Here is a 19,354-nt window from a genome sequence, read left to right as displayed (position 1 = left end):
GGAACGTGTGCTGATCCGTCAGGGACTACGGGACACCCCTCAGGTCGGACAGCAGCGTGTCGAGGACCGCTTCCTCCTCGACGCGGACGCCCGCCTCCGCGAGTGCGTCGGGCAACTCCGAATCCCAGGGAGCCTCAACCGGTATTCCCGTCAGGGGCGGTCCTTCCGGGGAGACGAGCACGGCGGCCCGGTAGTCGGCGGCCGTGTAGCGCCAGGGCCGCCAAGGGAGGCGCCTGAGCAGGGCGGAGGCGATGCGCAGCCCGCCCCAGTCGAAATCGCCGTGGTAGTGGAGCGTCGCCCCGCCCTCGTGAAGGTGGCGCAGGAGTGCGAGGCCGGCCGCGGACGGCTGGCCCTGCAGGCAGACCAGTGGTGCGCAGTCCGGTCCGTGGGCGTCGGCCGCCGCGGCAAGGACGGTGGGGTTCTCGCAGATGTGAACCCTCGGAGGGGAAGCGGCGAGCGGCCGACGGACGAGCTGACGGAGGGTGAGGACAGCAGGCTCACCCATGTCGGCCAGCGAGTCGAGGGCGTGGGTCCCCCGCAGGTTCAGGGTGAGGACGGTCGAGGACAGCTCGTCGCGCAGCAGCCCCGCGGCCGCCCATGCTTCCCGCCGCCATTCGGCCCCGGTTCCGTCGGGAAAGCCGGTCAGTGCACGGATCCCGGACAGGGTGACGGTGGCCAGGGCGGTCCCGTCGTCCAGCGCATGGGCACCGCCCAGAAAGCGGGCTGCGAAGGCGGGCAGCGAGACGGGCGGGTCGGCAGGCAGGGCCTGCAGGGCGGTGGCGGCCTGATCGAGCAGGGACCGGGCAGCTTCCGGGCCCCCGGTGAGGCGTCGTACGAGACCGTCGCCACGGAGCCGGGCGACCCATGGCGCGAGGGCCGGTTCCTCCTCCGCCGCGGCGTCGATCCGGGCGAACGCCTTCCGCCATGCGTCCTCTTCGGCCAGGCGTGCGGGCCCGCGGAGGACGACGGGTCCGGTGAGGGCGGTGATCGCCACGGCGAGGCCACCAGGGCTGACACCGGAGCGGCGCAGCACGGCGTCCACGGTGTCCAGGCGCAGGGTCAGGGAGCGTCCCCCGCCGGGCCCTCGGCCCAGCAGCCGCTCGGCCGCCAGACGCTGCTCCGGAGTGGGATGCGCCAGTGAAACGGATCCCGTGAGCGGCTCCCCGGCAGCCAGGCGCCGTCGTATCCGGTCGACGAGCCAGGTGAGTTCGGGGGGTCCGAGGAGGCGGTGCAGCCGTGTCCCGTCGACCGTCTGCGCGTCCCCCGCGGCCGTGCCGGATCTCTCTGTCACCCGGGCTCTCCTGCCGTCAGGGCCGGGTCGGGCTGCCGGACCGGATCGCCGTGGCGCAGTCGCCGGGCGCCGTCCCACTGCCATCGCGTGACCAGCACAGCGGCCACCTCGTCGATCCGGGACAGCTGGGCGATCGCGATGCCGGGCACCTGCGGATAGCAGGCCCATTCCCGCTCGCTGGTCATCACCACGTCCAGGTCGAAGGCGTGCAGCAGGCCGAGGCACTTGGCCCTCGAGTCGTCGTCCACACCCGCGAACGCCTCGTCCAGGGTGACCAGACGCGGAGCGTGCGGGCTGCCGGCGCTCGCGTAGTGCGAGGAAGCTGCGGCGAACAGCGGCACGGACACGGCGAGGACGCGTTCACCGCCGGATGCGGGCCCCGTGGCGGGGACCCAGCGGCCGTGCTGATGGCGTTCGACTCCGAACTCGTGCCAGGAGCGGTAGTCGAGCGCCGCGGTGAGGTGCTCGAGCCAGCTGCCTGACGTGTCATCGGTCTGCTGCCGGGCGATCTGTGCCTGAAGGAACTCGCCCACTGCCGCGCGGTCTTCGGGCGTCCAGGCATCGGCGGACTGGCGCAGCCGCTCACGGGCCTGGGCCAGTCCGGAGGGGGCCTTGCGGGAGGCCCGCCACACGAGCCGCAGTTTCATGCCGGTGGAGGTGGGGCGGTCCTCCAGCTCGGCGTTCATGTCCCGTACCTGCCGTTCGGCGGCCCCGATGAGCTCCTGGAGGGTGCCCGCCACCTCAGTGATCAGGTGGTTCTCCAGGATCTCCCGTTCATGTGCGGAGAGGATGCGGGTGAGCTCGGCGGTCTCGGTCACCAGGGCGTCAACGAGTTCGGGGACGGCGTGCTCGCGGCCCTGGTAGACGATGTCGACGACCATGCCGTCCTCGATGAGACGGGCGGAGGCCGTGTGACCGTGCCGGGACAGGGTGTCCTGAAGGGTCTTGAGTTCCTCGCCGAGCCTGCTCTGTACGCGTTCCCAGGCGCTGTCGGAGTCGTCGGTCGCGGACAGGCCCGTCTCGATGGCGCGGGCGAGCGCGACGGCGGGAGTGGCCGCCCAGGGCCCGTCCTCCGCGGCCGGCACCGTGAGGTCGGGGAGGGCCACGGTGATGAGCCCGGTGGCGGTGAACCGCTGGAGTGCCGCGATGGCCTCCCCGCGGGCGGCCAGGGCCTCCGCCAGGTCCTTCTCCAACTGCTCGATCCGGCCCTCGGCCCTGCTGACCGTACGGTCGGCCTTCAGGTGATCCTCCCGGGCGGCCTTCCGGTCGCCGTCGCAGGTGCGCAGTGCCTGGGCGGTGTCGGCGAGCGCCTGCTGGAGTTCGGCGACCGCTGCGCCGACGGTGGTGCGCAGGGTGGTGTGGCGCGCCTCGGCTGCGGCCTCTTCGCGCCCGGCAGCCTCGGTGCGCAGGGCGAGTTCGGCAGCACGCTCCCCTGCCTGCACCGCCTCGGTGCGTTCCTCGTCCGCCCGGTGGGCGGCCTCGGCGCAGTCCTTCAGAGCGGGCCACAGGGCGGCGAGGGCCACGGCGAGCGCGCTGTGCGCAGCGCGGACACCGGCGAGGCCGGCCCGGTCGGCGGGCAGGCCCAGGTCGGCCGCGGTCTCGGCGAGTTCTCCGGCCGCGCCCTCGGCCCGCTCGGTCGCCCGGGTGAGATCGGCGGCTCGTTCCGCCTGCCTGAGGCGAGCCGTGCGGACGTTCTCGGCGGCGGCGGTGACCTGTGCGTGGGCTCGGGTGAGGGGGCTTTCGTCGGGCAGCTCCGCGAGCTCGGCGTCGAGCCTCCGTCGGCGTACGCCGACGGCCTCGGCCTGCGCCCCGGCCTCCTCCGACTCCCGCTGCAGCAGGTCGAGTTCGGTCCGCAGATCAGCGATACGGGCGCGCCGCGCCGCCTCCCGGGCCCCTTCGCCGATGTACTCGGCGGCGGCCTTGTCCCAGCGGCCGGTCAATGCGCCCACCCGGAACCGTCCGTCGGCCGCCACCCAGGTGCCTGCTCCGCTCTCCGCGCCGACGCCGACAGCGGCGAGCAACCGCGCCACGGTGTCCTCACCGACGGCCGCGGCCCCGGCGTCGCCGCCGTCCACCGCGGGGCGGAGCAGCTCGGCCAGCCGGGCCCCCGTCACGGGACCGTCCTCCGGGGACAGCAGGACGTCGAAGCCGTCGGCGGCGAGGGCGGAGCCGTCCGGCAGCACCCAGGCGTCGAGCAGAGCCGAGGCCTCCAGGGCTGCCTCGAGCCCGGCCCGGTCGCGCTCCGGCAGCCCGTCACGGAAGTCCACGAGACGCCACAGCGGCGCGCCCTGGAGCCGGTCGCGGTGGCCCGGCGTGCGGGTGTACGGCGGTCGGGGAGCGCGTCCGCCGCCGGCTTCCAGCGCGGTGAGCTCGGCACGGACTTCGCCGGTACGCGCCGTCAGGTCGGCCAGCCGGTGAGCCGCGTCGGACGCGAGATCGGCGAGCCGTGCGGAGGCGGCGGCGTGTGCGCCGGCCGCGTGGGTGCGGGCCGGGCAGGGCCCGGTGAGATGCCGCGTCCACTCCTGGAGTTCGTCGAGCAGACCGGCGAGATCCGGGCAGGCCAGCTCGGTCCAGGTGGCGACGTGTTCCCGTACGTCATCGACGAGCGCCCGCCCGGCCTCGTCCGCGGTCTCCTCCGCCCGACTGTGCACCTCGGCGGCCCGGTCGGCGTCGGTGGCCGCCTCGTCGAGGCGTACGGATGCCTGGCGCCGTTGCTCGGCGGCGTGTTCGGCCGTCCGGGCGAGCTCCTCCGCGCAGACGAGAGCGCGGTGACCGCGGTCGATCGCCTGCTCGGTCGCCCGTCGCAAGTCGGGGTCGGCAAGCCGGTCCTCGCCGGGCAGGTCGATCCGGGCCGTGGCTGCGGCCTCCCACGCCCTACGGAACGAGGCCTCGGCGTGCTGCTCGGCGGCGCGCAGCCGGTTCTCGGCGGCGCCGAGACGGCCGAGCGCCTTGGTGTGCTGGTGGTCCGCCCGGTCATGGTCGTCCCGGGCCTGGCGCAGCGTGTGTGCGGTGCGCTCGACCGCCTGCGCCGCCTGCTCCAGCTCCCGGGCACTGCGCATCTCGGGGCCCTCGCGCAGGGCCGCGTCCCGGGCCCTCAGCCGTGCCTCGGTCTCCTCCAGGGCGGCGATGCGCTCCTCGGCCGCGGCCCGCGCCTCCTCGGCCCCGGTCCGCCGCGCCTGCGCCTCGGCGAGGTCCCGCTGAAGGTGTTCGTACCGGGAGTGCCTGGCCCGCGGCAGGCGGGCGCGCCGCCGGGTGGCGATGCGGGCGTAGCGCCGGTAGTGCTCCAGGAAGGCGGAGGCGGCGCGCTCGGCGGCGGACGCGGCCGCCAGCTCCTCCTTCTCCTCGTCCAGGGACCGGAACGCCTCGGCGACGTCGGCGATGACGGCCTGGTCCACGGGAGGCAGGGCCTCGGTGAGCGCCCTGGAGAGGGCGGCTTCGTTGGGGCGCTTGGACAGCTGCGGCTGGCGCAGCTGGATGAGCAGGTCGACCAGGGCGCCGTAGCGCTGCTCCCCCAGCCCGAACAGCGCCTCGTCGACGGCCCTGCGATACGCCTTCGCCTGGTCGTACACCATGCCGTGGCCGGCGACGGCCTCGGTCAGCCGGTCCCGGGAGAGCGCGGTGCCGGTGGCGTCGAGGAGGCTGAGCGTGCCGGCCTCGGGAACGGCGCCGTGGTCGACGCGCAGGCTGGTGACCGCGTACCAGTGGCGGGCGATACCCCGTCCGGTGACGGCCTTGAGGCCGCAGAGCAGAGTGCGGAAGTGGGCATCTCCTCCGGCTTCGTCGAGCCGCCCGAACTCGACCCAGGTGTATCCGAGCCGTTCGGGATGAGGGTGTTCGCCGCCGAGAAGGAGGTTCCACTCCATGCGTTTGCCCGGGTCGCCGTCGGGTTCGACGCGTCGGGAACCGAGGTCCCCGTCGAGCAGGAAGGGCAGTGTCAGGGCCAGCACCTTGGATTTGCCGGTTCCGTTGTTCCCGCGCAGGAGCAGCCGGCCGTCGCGGAAGCGGAACTCCTCCACGTCGTAGTGGAACAGGTCGACGAGACCGATGCGCAGGGGCTGCCAACGGGATCGCCCAGGGGTGGGGAGGCGGGTCATGGGGTGCCGGCCTTTCGCTGTGCGGGCATCCGCGCGGTCGTGGGTTCGATGACGACGGTCGTGCCGACCGCATACCGGGCGAGGGCGGGACGCGCCGCCACGCCCTCGGCCGTCCGGGCGGCGAGCCCGAGGGCGGCGAGCCGGGCGACGGCCTGGTCGACGAGCTCGTCCTCCATGCCCGGTTCCCGGGCGGATTTGGCCCAGAATCCCCCGTGCTCGGCGGCGAGTTCGCGGACACGATCCGCCAGCTCGCCGGTGGTGGCCGGGCCGTCGGCGGCGGCCAGGTGCTCGGCGAGCAGCAGCGTGATGTGCCCGTACGTGCCCTGCTCGGGCATCCGGAGGTCGGTGAGATCGTCGTCGGGGTCGACCATCGCGATGCCTTCGGCCCGTACTTCGGGTACGAGCCCGGTTAGTTCGGTGATGCGTGCGGTGAGGAAGCCGCGCTGGCGGGTGAGGTACCCGAGTTCGGCGTCGTCGAGCTCGTCGTAGTACAGCACCGGGTCATCGAGCAACCGGCGGGTCAGGGTGCGCCGCATGGACCGGAACCGCAGTTCGTCACTGTCCAGCGCGGTCTCGGCGACGAGTTCGGCGATCCGGCCCTCGAAGGTGTCCGCCTGTACTGTGGAGGGGCCCCGGCGAGCAGCGAGCAGGCCCGCGAGGACCCGCCGTTCCACGTCGTAGAGAACGTCTCCGGACCCGCTCACGTACGCCTCCTCGTCTCCGGCGACGCGCCGCAGCACGCCGAGGGCGAGCAGCAGCCGGACGACGGCGGCCAGGTCGAGGCGCTCGTCCCTGCGGTCCAGGGTGAACTGGATGCCCGCTGCCGCGAGATGGGGGTCCGCGGCGTCGAGGACGACTTGGTCGGCGAGGCGGCCGAGGGCGATCTGCGCCTCACCGCGTTCGAGAGCGGCGAGGGCGAGGCAGAGCAGCACGTACCGGCGCCGGGTGAAGGGAGCTCCCGCCCGGGTCGCCTCGCGCGCCGGGTGGGTGGGGTCGGTGGACGTGCCGGGGCTCTTGCGCAGCCGGGCGGTCTCCGCGTCCACCTGAAGTGCCCAGCCGGTGTTGCGGTCGAACCATTCGCGCAGCTCGGACGCGTGCCGGCGGACCAAGCGGAACTCATCGGCGTCCCGGCCGCGGGACAGCAGGAGCGGCTGCTTCAGCAGGGCGCGGGCCGCCTTGCGGAGATCGGCGGCGTGCTGTCCGTCGAGCACCTCGGCGAGCGGAGTGTTCACTGGTCGTCCTCTCCGTCCATGCGGTCGATGATCTCGACGTGATGGTCGGGGCCGCGGAACACGCCACCGGGGGTGCGGATCTCGGCGGTGGTCCCGTCGGCCAAGGCGCTGAGGCGGATCTCCATGGAGCCGTCGTTGCTGGTGGCCACGGTGTGGCGCATGCCGGGCCGCCAGGTGGCGAGGGCGTCGCCGAGCAGCTGGAGGAAGAGCCCGAAGGCGACCGGATCGAGTTCTCCGAGCGCGGAGAGCCTGGTGGTCCCGTCGGTGACGAGCCGAGCGCGCGCGGCGGCGATCTCGGCGCGCTGTTTGGCGGCGATCTCGGCGAGCTGCCTGCGCCGTGCCTCCCGGTCCTCGACCTTGCGGGGCTTGCCGCGCCGCTCGTAGCTGCCGGTGCGGCGCAGCTGGGGACTGATGCGCAGCGGTTCGGCCTCCGACCAAGGGGTACCGGCGGGGACCGGCCGCGCGGCGCGGGCGGCGAGGGTGTCGGCGTCGACGGTGAGGTGCCGCGCCGGGTAGAGCCCGAAGGCGGTGCGCCAGAGCCGGTGCCGAGCGTCGTCGTCGGGAGCCTCCGCGAACCAGCGGGCCAGCGTTCGCAGGTCGGCGGACCGGTCGGAGCGACCGCTCCGACGCTCGTTCAGCGCCCGTACGACCGCGAGGAGCTGCGGAATTGCGCCGAGCGCCCGGCTCCGCAGCAGTCGGGCCTGCGCCTCACGGCCGTCCCGGCTGAGGAACCACCCGCCGAGCCCGTTCCACCGCCCGGACCACCGCTCGCAGGCCTCCCGCTCGGCGTGCGGGGCTTCCTCGGGGGAGGCGTCGGCGGCCTCCCGCGCGGCGGCGGCCCGCAGCAGACCCTCGATCCGGCCGTCCTCCTCCAGCTCAAGAATCAGCCGGGCGATTCGCCCGCCGAGGGTGATCAGGTCCTGGATGAACCGCTCCAGGTATTGGATCAGCCGGTCCTTGTACGCGAGGAATGCCTCCTCCTCCACATCGTGGAGGTCGATGGTGCGCTGGAGCGACCCCATGAAGGCGCGCGCGTTGTCGGCCAGGGCGGCGAACCGGCTGGCCAGGCCGTCCAGCGCCAGATGTGTCTTCGCCGGGTCGGGCTCGTCCTCGGCCGCGAGCACGAGCAGGGCTCGCAGCTGCGTGACGATGTCGTGCAGGGCGACGGCCTGGAGCGCGCCGCGCCGCCCGAGCGCCTCGTCATAGACGGCCAGCGCTTCCTCGGCCGACTCCCCGGCGTGGGTGAGCTGGTAGATGAACCGCTTGCGGTAGAAGTCCTCGACCGCGGTGACCCGGGCCGTGTCGGGGTCGGCCCGCAGGTTGCCCCAGGCGACGAGGCTGTCCAGCGCCTTGGTGACGGCGTCCACCTCGGCGGGCCGCATCTCCGGCGGCAGCGCCCCGTACACGTCCTCGGGCCGCAGATGGACGGCGAACCGCTCCTTGGCGGTGACGAAGGCCCGCATCACCTGCCGGTAGAGCGCGGCAGAAGGGGCGGTGAGGTGAGCGAACGGACCGAAGGCTTCCGCCCCGGTCTCCGGACTGGTGGTGCTGCCGTTCATCGCCGGCCATTCTCCCTGACCGGGCACCGCCGGAGACAGAGTCGGCGACACCTGGCCAGATCTCATCCGTCGGCCGGCTTCCCGCCGGGACGATCAGAGCTTCGGCCTCGCCCGTCGGCCGCGCGTACCTGGCCGAGCCCCTCCTCCGCATAACATGCGAAATGCCACATTCGCGCCATAGCTAACGACATCGACTCCCTTCCCACCGACGGCCCCCAGCAGTCGCTGCCCAGGTTGAACGCGCCGCTTACGCGGCCGCCCCGGCCCCGGAGGTGCCGCCGGTGAGCTCGGCCCACTTCGCGGCCACGGCCTCCGGGTCGGCAACGCCGTTGATCTTGTCGCAGTCGGCGATCAACGCATCCAGGTTGCCCTTGGGCCCGGCCCCTGACCCAGGCCGTGCAGCGCGACAGGTTCCGCCCTGATCACAAGCCCGAAATGCGTGAGGGCTGGGCATGCAAGCGCCCACCCTCACGCCATCGTGCGTCAGGAAACCGGGAACCAGTCCGACAGGCGCTTGGCGATGACCGGTACGTCGATGTCGTCCTGCGCAACTGCCTCGACGAACGGGCCGGCAATGGAGACGGGCGGCGGGGCGACACTGGCGCTGACGCCGTTGAACCTCAGGAAGACGCGCAGGGCGAGCCAGGCGGTGCGCTTGTTGCCGTCGATCAGCGCGTGATTTCGGGCAACGGAATGCAGCAGTGCCGCCGCCTTCTCGTGCAGTGTGGGATATAGCTCGGCTCCGAACACATTGGTTCGGGGCCGTTCGATCGCTGATACCAAAAGCCCCATGTCGCGCACGCTGTGCTCGGTACCGTTGACCGTGCGAGCGATGGCCAGGATCTCGTCGATCTGGATGTAGCGCACTTCGGTCACTTCAGGTAGTCCAGGATCTCCGCATCGCTGTCCATGAGCTCGGCCAGCACGTCATCGACCTTCAGTTCGGCCCGATCCTGAGCGTCACGAATGGCCTCGATAGCGAGTTCCTGCTTACTGCGGCCCTCCCGACGAGCACGCTCGGTGAGCTTCGCGTCAAGGTCGTCGGGGAGTCGGAGTGTCATCGCCATACGGCGATGATACCGGACCGGTATCTAGGTGGCGAGGTGGTACCAGCCACCCGAGACCTCGGACCATGGCGCCACCCACCCCTCTGCGCCCCGGGCAGGCCATGCCCTCTGCTCCAAAGCAGCATGAGGCCGAGGTGGACGCTCGCGCCGCCCGAGGGTGGCGCAGCGGGGCCGCCCTACCGGGGTCCCCGTGCCGACAGTCCGCACGACCCCGGCCGGAGGTGTCCGTGGGGTTGAGACTTCCGATTCGAGCGTCATCCGAGCATCGGAATTCTGCATTCCGTATCGCCACGTCCGCCCGCGGGACCCGCGCCAGTTCGTGAAGATGCAGATCAGAGGCCGATGATCCGGACTTCGACTGATCGTTTACGGATGAGATCACATCCGCAAACGACCGGAGCGAGAGCCTAGAAGTAAGCAGGAAAGCGACCGGCCGCCCCGACATGTGGGGCGGCCGGTCGTAATCACACACTGTCACACGCGGAGTGCCATGCACTCGCGCAGCAGCGGTTCCAGGCGCAGCAGCGTGCCCTCGCGGTCGAACACCTGGAGGGCGTCGAGGCAGGTCACGATCCACCGCGCCTCGTCCTCGTCGACCTCACCCTGGACCGCCACGGCGGTCAGCGCGCTCTCCCAGTCGAACGATCCGTCCTTGTACTCCTCCGCCAGGGCCCGGTATCCGGTGGCGAGCAACGGGTCCGCGTACAGGCCCGTGTCCTTGGCGAAGGCGTGAGCGCGGGCCCGGTCGGTGCGCAGGTCGGCCAGGCGACGCAGCGCCTCGTCCGGGTCGTCGAGCTCGCTATGCAGCCGATGGGCGTCGCCGACCAGCCTCGGCCAGCCGCCGGTCAGCTCGTGAAGCCGGTTCAGCCGGTCCTCGCGCTGGAACATGTCGACCCGCTGCGCCCAGCCGCGCAGGCTGCGGCGGTCGTGGCGGCGCAGCACCACCGGGGCGGCCGAGATGGGTTCCGTGCCGGTCAGCAGGGGGCGCCACAGGGCCAGCTGGGTGGTGTCGGTGACGAGGACGACCGCGCGGGTCACCCCCGGGGTGAGGGGCAGCAGCGTCTCGGCGAGGTCGACGGCCTCCCGGCAGGTCTCGGGACGCACCGGGTCCCGGTAGTTGACGAAGTCACTGATGACGACGCGTCGTTCGCGGGGGCGTCCGCCGGCGAGTTCCTGCTTGTAGACGCTGGGTTTGCCAATGGGCGGCAGTGTCCAGCCGGCGATGCCCGCGGTGAGCGTCCGCAGGGTGTGGGCGACGTCGCCCACACCGGTGGCGGGGCTGCCCAGGACGACCCTGGCCTGGTTGGACCGCTGGCCCAAGAGGTCGTCCAGCTGGGTGTTGGTGAGCGGTGCGGGCCGGCCGTCCGGCAGCTCGGGACGTCCTTCCTGCACGATGCTCTCCTGGAGCTCGCACTCCTCCTCCGCCCTGAGCAGGCGGGCTTCCACCTCATGGGAGGTGCCGATCATGCGTAGGGCGTTGGGACCGCGCAGGTGCCATCCCAGGCCGTCGTGGTTGGGCGCGAGAATGCCGAGGCCGACCATCTCCAAGAGGTAGGCGCGGAAACCCTCGGTGTCGAGCTGTTCGAACCCCTTGCGCCAGTAGGTCTCGCACTCCTCGCGCAGCTCGGTGTCGCTCAGCCGCACCTCCAGACCGCGGTGGCGGGCGTGGTAGGCCAGCACGTTGGCGATCACGTCGTACCGGTGGTCGAGGCTGAGGGTGTCCTTGAAGGCTGCCGAGATGCTGTCCCTGAGTCCGGCGTCCGACTCCACGACCTCGATGTCGGCGAGTTCCACCGGGTACGGAGGTCCCTCGGCGCCGCGCCGAGCCCGCTTGCGGTGCATCAGCTCCACCAGCCGGTGGCCGAACATCTGGAGCAGGAACGGCTGGTAGGAGCAGTAACCGAGCACCCGGTTGACCAGATCCATGTCCTGGAACTCGAAACCGAGTGCCCGCATGGGCTCGACGAGTAGCTCGGCGGCGAACTGGGGGGCGAGCGGGCCGATCACCTTCGGGGTCTGAGCGAGGTGGCCGAACGGCCCGTTGCTCGCAAGCTTGGCGAACCGCTGCACCGAGTGCAGCCCGGCGAAGACGACCTTGGCGCGGTCCTTGGTGTCGTCCCCGAGGCCCTTGAGCCGCTTCGTCTGGTTGAACCGGGGTGCGTCCGCCTCGAAGAACTGGTCGCACTCGTCCAACAGGATCAGCAGCCGGCGACGCGAGTCCGCGTCGGTCCAGGCCCGGATGCCCGCGCGCACCCGCTCGGAGATGTCGGAGACGCCCTTCGCGGACCTGCGGCCCTGCGGCCGGTCCAGTACCTGCGCCTCGGTCAGCTTCCGGTCCAGGACGCTCCACAGCGCCTCCGGCCCGAGCGAACTGCCCTTACCGATGTTCTCTTGGTCGAGGTTCACGTACACCGCATGGTGGTAGCCGGGACGCTGCTCCACGAACCTGTCCCCGGCGTCGGCGAGCAGTGCCGACTTGCCCAGCCCACGGCCGCCGTAGATGACCTGGGTGCCGCGCGGGTCGATGATGCTCTTGCGCTCGGCGTCACGGCCGTAGAACATCTCGCCGCCGATCCGGCCGCGCTTCTCCCTGATGTACGGGTTGACGCCGGAGAACGGCAGCAGAGTCTGCGTGGCCGTGCTGACCTGCCGGTTGCCCCATGCCGCGAGGTAGGCGAGGGCGGCGTCGTCCACGACCAGCAGGGGCTGCAACCGGTCCGAGCCGACGGCGAGTTCCGCGCGGGCCTCGCGACTGAGCGTGCCGAAGTAGACGACGAGGAGGGCCGCACCACTGGTGTCGCGTTCCGCGAGGCTCATGACGACCTTGGCGGGCGGGCGCCCCCACACCATCAGCACGCGCAGCGTGCCGCCGTGCTCCCGGATCTGCGAGCCGAAAGCAGGCGCCTTCGCCCTGCCGTTGATCTCCACCTCGGTCGCCTCGAAGAAGCGGTATTCACGCCGGCGCAGGTTCGGCGACCGCTCGTCGAGCGGTCTGGCGCTCTTGGCGTCGTAGCCGAGGAGTTTGAGGAGCGGGGGCAGCTGCCGCCGCCCGGACACTTCGAGCCGGTCCTTCGGCTCGGTCGCGCCGAGTTCCCGCCACACGTCGAGGGCGTCGGCCGCCAGTGCGGCCTCGTCGGTGGACAGGGAACCGTAGTCGAGGACAGAAAGCATCGGATGCTTGGCACCGGACCGGACGAGGTCCACGAGCTCGCGGTCGATGCCCCGGGGCAGGCCGTCGGGCACTGCGGGGAAGAACTCGGTCAGGTGGGGTTCGCTGCCCTCGATCTCCGGGACGGGTTCGCCGATCTCCAGGAAATAGACGAGGTCGGCCGCGGTGGCCAGGCCGCCGGTGTCCAGGTGGCGCAGGACCTGAGCGCGCCCGTCCGAGGTGAGGTCCAGGGCGTCGAGCCGGGCCCGGATCCGGTCGGCGGCCTGCTGCCGGAAGACGGGCAGGTCACTGCGCACGGTGTCGAGGGCTCGCCGTACGTCCCTCAGGTCGTACGTGCCGGTCCCCTCGTCGAGCCGGTCACGGGCATCGGCCAGCAGCTCCTGCAGGCGCAGGTCCTGGTCGTCGGTCACCGCGCCGTCGGCCTGCGCGCGGTGCAGCTCGGCGACGATTTCGTCGTGTTCCCTGCGCAGCTCCGTGCGCCGGGCGGCCTCCCGCTCGTCGATCTCGGCCAGGGCGGGCGGGGTGAAGTCGCCGGCTTGCGCGGCGGGGAGCAGCTCACGGCCGGCCAGCTCAACGATGGTACGGGCCGCGCTGAAGGCATCGCGGGAGAGCCGCTCGTCGAGGGCCTCCTGCCAGGTGCGGTCGACCGCCGTGAGGAGCCGGTCGAGGGACGGCCGCTCGTCAGGGGTGTCGCAGACCTTCAGCAGCTCCGCGTCCAACACCTTCTCGGGGGTGATCGAACCGCCGGGACGTGTGGTCGCGGAAGCACCGGCCAGCAGGACGAACAGCTCCTCCATCGAGGCGCGTGCCGCCCAGGCGGTCGCGGCGGCGACGGCACCCGAGCGCCGTGCCAGCTGTTCCAGTTCGGCCAGCAGCGCCTCCTTGCCGTCCAGGAGCGACCGGCGCAGAGAGGAGATCTCCTTGATCGCCCGGTTGCCGTCGGAGCGGTCGCCGCGGCGGATGCCGTCGACCGCCAGACACCACTCCTTGGCCAGGCCGGCGGCTCGCTCCACGAGATGCACCAGGTCCATCCGCCCGGCGCCCTGGAGCGGTTTGCCGCTGGAACGGTGCTTGCGGTCCATGCGGTCGATCTCATTGTTGATCTCGGTCAGCTTCGACAGACGTTCGGCCTGTTCCCGAACCTGCGGCACAACGTCGCGCTGGTCGCGGACCACGGTCGTCAGCAGCGACCCCAGCATTCCTCCGTCAGCAGCCAGCCAACACTTGGCGATCTCCGTCGCCCGCGCGAACCGCAGCCTCGGCGGCACGAGCAACGCACGACACTGCTCCCCCAGCTCCCGCAGCCGAGCCTCCGTCTCGGAGACGTCGGCGATGACGACCAACGGGGAGGCGATCATGAGGACACCACTGAGGGCGCGGTCGGCGACGGCGGTCGCGGCCTCGGCGAGCCGGTCCGGCAGACGGGGCACCAGCGCCTTGAGCTGGGCGCCCGCCAGGTGATCGCCGGTGATCAGTGCCATACGCAGCAGGGCGGGCAGCAGCAGGAGCTCGCTGCCCTCCGCGTCGCGGCCCGCCTGTCCCCCGTACTGCTGGAGCACGCCCGTGGTCAACCTCGCACCCTGGCTGTCGCCGGAGGTGAGCAGCGCGGCGGCACCGGCCAGGCGGAGCGCCGTCACCTGCGGCTCGGGGTGGTCGGCGGCACGTGCCACGTGGTGGGCGAGTCCGAAGCGGCGCTCGACGACGAGCCGCGCCAGAGCCCGCTCGGCGTCGGTCTCGTCGGAGTCGTCAGAGTCGTCGTCCTCGGCCGCTTCCCGAACCGGCGCGTCCTCGTCCCTGGGTGTGGCGGGCGTGCGCACCGTAGTAGGCCCGTCCGGGTCCGTGCGGGGTGCCGGGTCGCTGTCGGCCCGTGTCGCAGTCTGTACATCGCAGGGGTGGACCGGCTCGGGAACAGCCGTCCGGGCGGGCTCAGCGGCTTCGGGCGCGGAGGCAGGCTCGGGCGCGCAGGCAGGCTCGGGCGCGGAGGCGGGCTCAGCGGCTTCGGGCGCGCAGGCAGGCTCGGGAGCGGTCTCCTCGGCGGAGCGACCGGCGGTCTCCTCCTCCCCGGCCGGACGTACGTCCCCATGCTCCACGGCCGTCTCGGTGCCGACGAGTTCGGTGGTGCCCTCCGCCTGCGCTCCGGCGCGTTCGCGGAGGGGCTCCTCCGGCTGAGGCAACGACAGTTCGGGGGCCATGACCACCGCCATGGCACACGAGGGCAGCCCCCGCACGACCTGCCCCTGCAGAGCCAGGATCTCTGCCGCGGCGTCCGCCTGCCGCCCCAGCCGGATGAGCTGGGCCAAGGCCGTGAGTGCGGCGCTCTCCTCCCGTTGCGCCTGTTCCCACACCGGTGTGTCCAGCAGGCGGCGAGTCACGTCTCGCACAGCCTCGGCGGCAGCGGCGGCGGGGCTGTCCGGACGGCAGACGACACCCAGCAGTTCGCGCAGGGTCTCCCGTGTCCGGAGGTCATGTTCGTGTGCCGCTCGGTGTGCGTCCGCGGCGCGCGTCATGTCCTCCAGCCGACGAGGCACCCCCTCGATCCCCGCCGCACGGAACCCCGCCTCGGCACTGTCGAACACGCCGCTCAGCGCGGCCAGCTCTGTCAGGTCCTCGTCCTGCGGAGGGCGGCCGTCCGTGACCGCACCCGTCACCTTCTCCACGGCTTGCCGGGCTCGGGCGAGGGCCGACTCCAGCTCCCGGCAGACCTCGTCCGGCCGCCACGCCTCGTCGGGGCGGTCATCGTCGGCCGCCGGTGCGGACACGTCGCAGGAGGGGGACACGAGCGGCGGCTCCTGCTCCTCCGCCGCGCCGGGCACAAAGCCCGGATGCGCCGCCACGATCGACCTCGCCATGTCAGCGACGGCGGCGAGTCGTGGCGTCTCGTTCTCGTCGGCCGTCGCCGTGAACCAGTCCTGGTCCGCGGCCCAGGCAAGGATGCCGGCATCGGCGACAGAGGCGTTGCAGTACGCGAACACCGTGGCCCGGACCAGCGTCGCACCCCACCGGGAAACGGGGTCGGAAGCGGACTTGCCGTCCGATGCGATCACGTACGCGATCACCTGGTCCATCACGGTCTGCGTGAGGCCCCTGATCCCACAGCTGCATGCGTGCTGCCGGGCATCGCGCCGCAGCCGGGCGAGAACGTCCTGACACAGAGCATGGCCGGCCCGTCGAGGAGCCGCCATGCGGATGCCCAGGTTGCCGAGCAACTTCTGCCGGTCCTTGGGCGGCAGAGAATTGAAGGCGAGTTCCACCATGTCGACCGTGAGGTCGTTCAGGGCGGCGGCCGGATGCTCCAAGGCGTTGAGGGCGGCGGCCAAGCCTGAGAGTTTCTCGGCCGAGGCGCTCGGCGGGGACAACGGCGGCCCCGTCACGACGTGGTAGCGGTCATGCATGTACGCGCACTCCGTTTCTGTGGTCGGTCCTGCGGGATCGGCTCACCCGAAGCCGAGGAGCCTGAAGAGAGGAGTTCGCGGGACGTGAGGGACGCGGCGGAAGCCTTGGGTACGCGGATCAGCGGCCGCGCGTGTGCTCGGTGACAAAGGTGTAGCCGTAGGGCAGTTCCCAGCCGTCCGCCTTGCCGAGCCTGCGGCAGTGCTCCCGGAAGGCTGCTCGCTGGCCTTCGCTGGGGAAACAACTCGGCCGCAGGCGACGGAGGTGGCCGGAGACGAATTGGGCCGCCGGCAGACCCACACCGCACGCTTCCGCGTCCGTACCGCCCCACGGGCGTATCACCCGTCGCCGGACCGGCCGGTAGCCAATGAGAGGGATGGTCAGCTCCCTGTCGCGCGCCGGGAAGTGCGGCTGACCCCAGGCGTCCCGACTGCCGAGGGCCGGCGCCAGGAGCCGTTCCGCCAGCAGTTCCGCGACCGCCGCTTCCAAAGCGACGGCCTGTGACCGGGCCGGACGACGCCCGTATACCGCGCTCGGCAGGACCGAACGGTCCATCAGGGCGTGCCCGTCCAGGGTGAGCAACCCACAACGGCGCACCGTGCGCATCACCAGTTGCCGGGGCCCGAGCCCGACCGCGCTGTCTCCACTGCGGTCACTGCCCGGAGCGTCCTCCCTGGTGAGCACACGAGGGTCGTAACAGTGCCCGGTCTCACGGTCGCCGACCTGCACCCGTTCCTTGAGCAGCATCGTGGCCAGGCGGATCACTGTGCCGCCACGGAGACGGCGCAGTTCGAGCATCAGGCCGGAAAAGAAATCGTGGGGCCAGGCAATCCCGGTCAACCGGCCCGATTCGTCACCGAGTTCGGCGGTGACGTCCTGCGTCGCCTCCTTCGCGCCCGTCACCTCCCCGACATGGTCGAGTTCGAGGCGTACCGTGGGGCGCGCGCCGTGGGACTGCCGAAGGTCCTCTACGACGTACGGATGCAAGGGGAACCAGCCGTCGATGAGATGGGCCAGCCGCAGGGGCGCCCGCCAGACGGTTTCCCTCGCGTCGTTCCGCAGAAGTTCGCCGATACCGAGGGAGGCGTCGTCGGCGAGGGGCAGATCGACCGGGTCCGGCTCCGCTTCCGTCTCCGGCTGCGCAGGCAGTGTGGACGTCCAGCCGCGTCCGGCCGGGGCAAGAGGGTCTCCGGACGCCTCCGTCTCACCGGGATGATGGGACCGCCACACGCCTCCGCCCTCGAAGGCGTCGTCGAGAGTGATCCGGGAGCCGTTCGTGAACAGGCCCTGGTCGCTCTCCCCTTGGACGACGTCGGCGAGCGCCACGTTCGCCCGGCACACCGCGGCGGCGTACCCCACTCCCCTGAGCGACGCCGTCGCACCCGGGAACCCGCGAAGCCTCGGTCCGACCGCTGTGTACACGGTGACCGGAGCGCTGAGGCCGTAGCGCCGCCTCGCCGGGGTGGCCGCGCGTTCCACAGCTGCCGCGAGAGACCTGAGGTCGTCACCGCCCAGCGGCCCCGCATCCCGCCAACAGTCCGCGAGGGAGGCCCGGGTCATGGCGTAATGACCCCATGTCCGCAGCGCGGGACTGGAGTTGAGGACGCCCCGTACCGTGTCGAGGAGACCGATCAGACCCATCCGCAGGCCGTCGTCGTGCGTGCCGCCCACCAGTGCGGCGAGGGAGACGGGGACGAAGGGGCTGAGAAGCTGCTCCCGTGCCGCCGTCAGGAGATGGTGCGCATAGGCCGGCAGGTCGTCGCGCCGAGCTGCCTCCCTGGACGGGTAGCACACGTCGACGACGACATGCCCGTCCTCATTGAGCCAGCGTCGGCGCGTGCGTAAGCGGTGGAGCTGGGCCGGTGACAGGCTCAGCGCCGGGCCGAAGGCGTGGAGATCCGGGATCAGGAGCTCCCTTCGGCATGGCGCGGCGTCGTCCCCCGGCCTGCCCGGACCCTCGGCGCCCGCCGGTGCCCCCGACACCCAGGCCGGTACGTCGCCGAGGGCACCCACCTCCGAGTGGGCCCCCTCCCGATGGACGATCTCGGCGTACAGCGGCTCCGACCCGGTGGCAACGCACACCATGGCACCGACCGGGAGCACGGGAGCGCACTCGCCGAACGTGATCACGGGGAAGTCGTCAAGGCACAACGGGCTGCCGCCATAACCATCGCCGCCCAGGTCGTACCCGAAGTACACGGCATTGAAGGCGACAGTGGTGTGCACCGGCGCCGACCGGACCGCGACGACGGCTTCGAGATAACGGCGCAGCCGATCCCGTTCCCGGTCGGGTACGGCGTCGTAGCCCTGCGTCATGACGGAGGTCAACAGGGCCCGGCCACCGTACGGATCAGGCACCCCCGTCCCTCCGCGTTCACCGACCGTTGCTGACACATACGGGTCCCCACCCATGACACCTCCGCCGCACTACAGGTTCATCCCGGCCCGCCTGCGGTAATTCCCGCAGAATATGCCTGCGGTTGGGGTTCCTGTGGCACTTTCACCACTTTGCGACGGCTGACAGCGGCTTGCGCCGAACACGTCGTGAATGCCGTCACGGTTGCCGGCAAGTAGGCCCGGCAGCTGATCCAATGCGGCGATTCCGGGTGTGCTCATCTCTGTACCGTTCCGCGAGACAGGGAAGGCGCCTTACAACCTGCTGGAAGACTGATGAAGATGTTGGGTCCTGGCTCCGTCGCGTGAGTGGGCGGGCCAGACTTGGGCGGTGGCGATGGGGAATGGTCCGGGGAGCGGTCCGGGGAGCGGTCCGGCCGGATGTCTGGCAAATGTGCCCGGAGTTGATCCCGGCGGGCAGCGTGTTCGCGTTCCTGGCCGAACACCGTTGCGAGTTATTCCCGGCCCAGATATTCGCGGACACGTACCCGTCGGCGAACGGACGGCCGAGCATGCCCCCGCAAGTCCTGGCTGCCATGGTCACGCTGCAGTCCCTGCGCGGGTTGCCGGACTCCGAGACGGTCCAGGAATACGGTGCGACCTGCGGTGGAAGGCCGCGTACCGGCTGGGACTGGATGACACCGCTCCATCGTCGACCGGTTTCACGCCAACGACCGGGACGGACAACCTCCGTGGGCATCAGGTGTCAGCGCTGGGCACTAGTCTCGATTGCCCTGCAGGGAGCCGATCAATCCAGGGAGCAACCAGACCGCCATGCCCGACAATCACACCGGATACCTGATCTCCGTCGTCGACGAGGACCCGCTGCGCGCCCGCAAGGAGGCACGCGAACTGCTTTCCGCGCTTGGCGAGGTGGACCCCACGGTCAGGCTGGATCTTCCCGAGCCGGGCAGCCCGGCGGGGATCGGCGACAAAGGCGGCCCGTCCGTCGAGACCGTCGGGCTGTTGCTGAGCGCGGGGTCGTTCGTCGCAGCGCTGGTGCAGGTGTGGCTCGCGCGGATCCCGCAGCGCACCATCGTGGTCAAGCGGCCCGACGGCGCGACCCTGCACATCACCGGCAAGGAGGCCCGCGAGAACGACACGCTGGTCGAGCGGTTCCTCGCGGACGACGGCGACGACAACACGGCGGCGAGCTGA

General features: G+C 71.6%; 9 protein-coding genes. 1 reads left to right on the top strand and 8 read right to left on the bottom strand.

Annotated elements, in window-relative coordinates:
• Positions 1–25: 25 nt before the first annotated feature.
• The 8 genes from ABT112_RS03695 to ABT112_RS03660 form a co-directional block, all read right to left on the bottom strand.
• Complete coding sequence (locus ABT112_RS03695; protein ID WP_351505135.1) at positions 26–1,291, bottom strand: TIGR02679 family protein; 1,266 nt, start codon at positions 1,289–1,291, stop codon at positions 26–28.
• Positions 1,288–5,385 (bottom strand): TIGR02680 family protein, encoded by a 4,098-nt coding sequence (locus tag ABT112_RS03690; protein WP_351505134.1) that lies wholly within the window; start codon positions 5,383–5,385, stop codon positions 1,288–1,290. Before ABT112_RS03690 ends, ABT112_RS03695 begins: the two co-directional genes overlap by 4 nt.
• Positions 5,382–6,617: a TIGR02678 family protein gene (locus ABT112_RS03685; protein WP_351505132.1), complete on the bottom strand. Its 1,236-nt coding sequence runs from the start codon at positions 6,615–6,617 to the stop codon at positions 5,382–5,384. The genes ABT112_RS03690 and ABT112_RS03685 overlap by 4 nt, the downstream gene beginning before the upstream one ends.
• Positions 6,614–8,176 (bottom strand): TIGR02677 family protein, encoded by a 1,563-nt coding sequence (locus tag ABT112_RS03680; protein ID WP_351505130.1) that lies wholly within the window; start codon positions 8,174–8,176, stop codon positions 6,614–6,616. The genes ABT112_RS03685 and ABT112_RS03680 overlap by 4 nt, the downstream gene beginning before the upstream one ends.
• A gap of 483 nt (positions 8,177–8,659) precedes the next feature.
• Entirely contained in the window at positions 8,660–9,052 is a 393-nt protein-coding gene (locus ABT112_RS03675; RefSeq protein WP_351505128.1) for a type II toxin-antitoxin system death-on-curing family toxin, read from the bottom strand.
• Positions 9,049–9,243, bottom strand: a complete 195-nt coding sequence (locus ABT112_RS03670) for a ribbon-helix-helix protein, CopG family (protein ID WP_007445201.1) — start codon at positions 9,241–9,243, stop codon at positions 9,049–9,051. The genes ABT112_RS03675 and ABT112_RS03670 overlap by 4 nt, the downstream gene beginning before the upstream one ends.
• Before the next feature lie 474 nt (positions 9,244–9,717).
• A complete protein-coding gene (locus ABT112_RS03665; RefSeq protein ID WP_351505126.1) occupies positions 9,718–15,804 on the bottom strand; it encodes a hypothetical protein in 6,087 nt (2,028 codons plus the stop codon).
• A 118-nt stretch (positions 15,805–15,922) separates the two neighbouring features.
• Positions 15,923–18,160 (bottom strand): hypothetical protein, encoded by a 2,238-nt coding sequence (locus ABT112_RS03660; RefSeq protein WP_351505124.1) that lies wholly within the window; start codon positions 18,158–18,160, stop codon positions 15,923–15,925.
• Positions 18,161–18,970: 810 nt separating this feature from the next.
• On the opposite strand from ABT112_RS03660, the gene ABT112_RS03655 reads away from it, so the two are divergent.
• The gene (locus ABT112_RS03655; protein ID WP_351505122.1) at positions 18,971–19,354 is read left to right on the top strand and encodes an effector-associated constant component EACC1; all 384 of its coding nucleotides are present in this window, start codon (positions 18,971–18,973) and stop codon (positions 19,352–19,354) included.

The sequence above is a fragment of the Streptomyces sp. NPDC002055 genome (genome assembly GCF_040296705.1).
Lineage (GTDB): Bacteria > Actinomycetota > Actinomycetes > Streptomycetales > Streptomycetaceae > Streptomyces.
This window is presented reverse-complemented; position numbering and strand designations above follow the sequence as displayed.

Coding starts and splice junctions, on each gene's coding strand:
- ABT112_RS03690 (WP_351505134.1), bottom strand. CDS start 5,385: ATGACCCGCCTCCCCACCCCTGGGCGATCCCGTTGGCAGCCCCTGCGC.
- ABT112_RS03680 (WP_351505130.1), bottom strand. CDS start 8,176: ATGAACGGCAGCACCACCAGTCCGGAGACCGGGGCGGAAGCCTTCGGT.
- ABT112_RS03670 (WP_007445201.1), bottom strand. CDS start 9,243: ATGGCGATGACACTCCGACTCCCCGACGACCTTGACGCGAAGCTCACC.
- ABT112_RS03665 (WP_351505126.1), bottom strand. CDS start 15,804: ATGCATGACCGCTACCACGTCGTGACGGGGCCGCCGTTGTCCCCGCCG.
- ABT112_RS03655 (WP_351505122.1), top strand. CDS start 18,971: ATGCCCGACAATCACACCGGATACCTGATCTCCGTCGTCGACGAGGAC.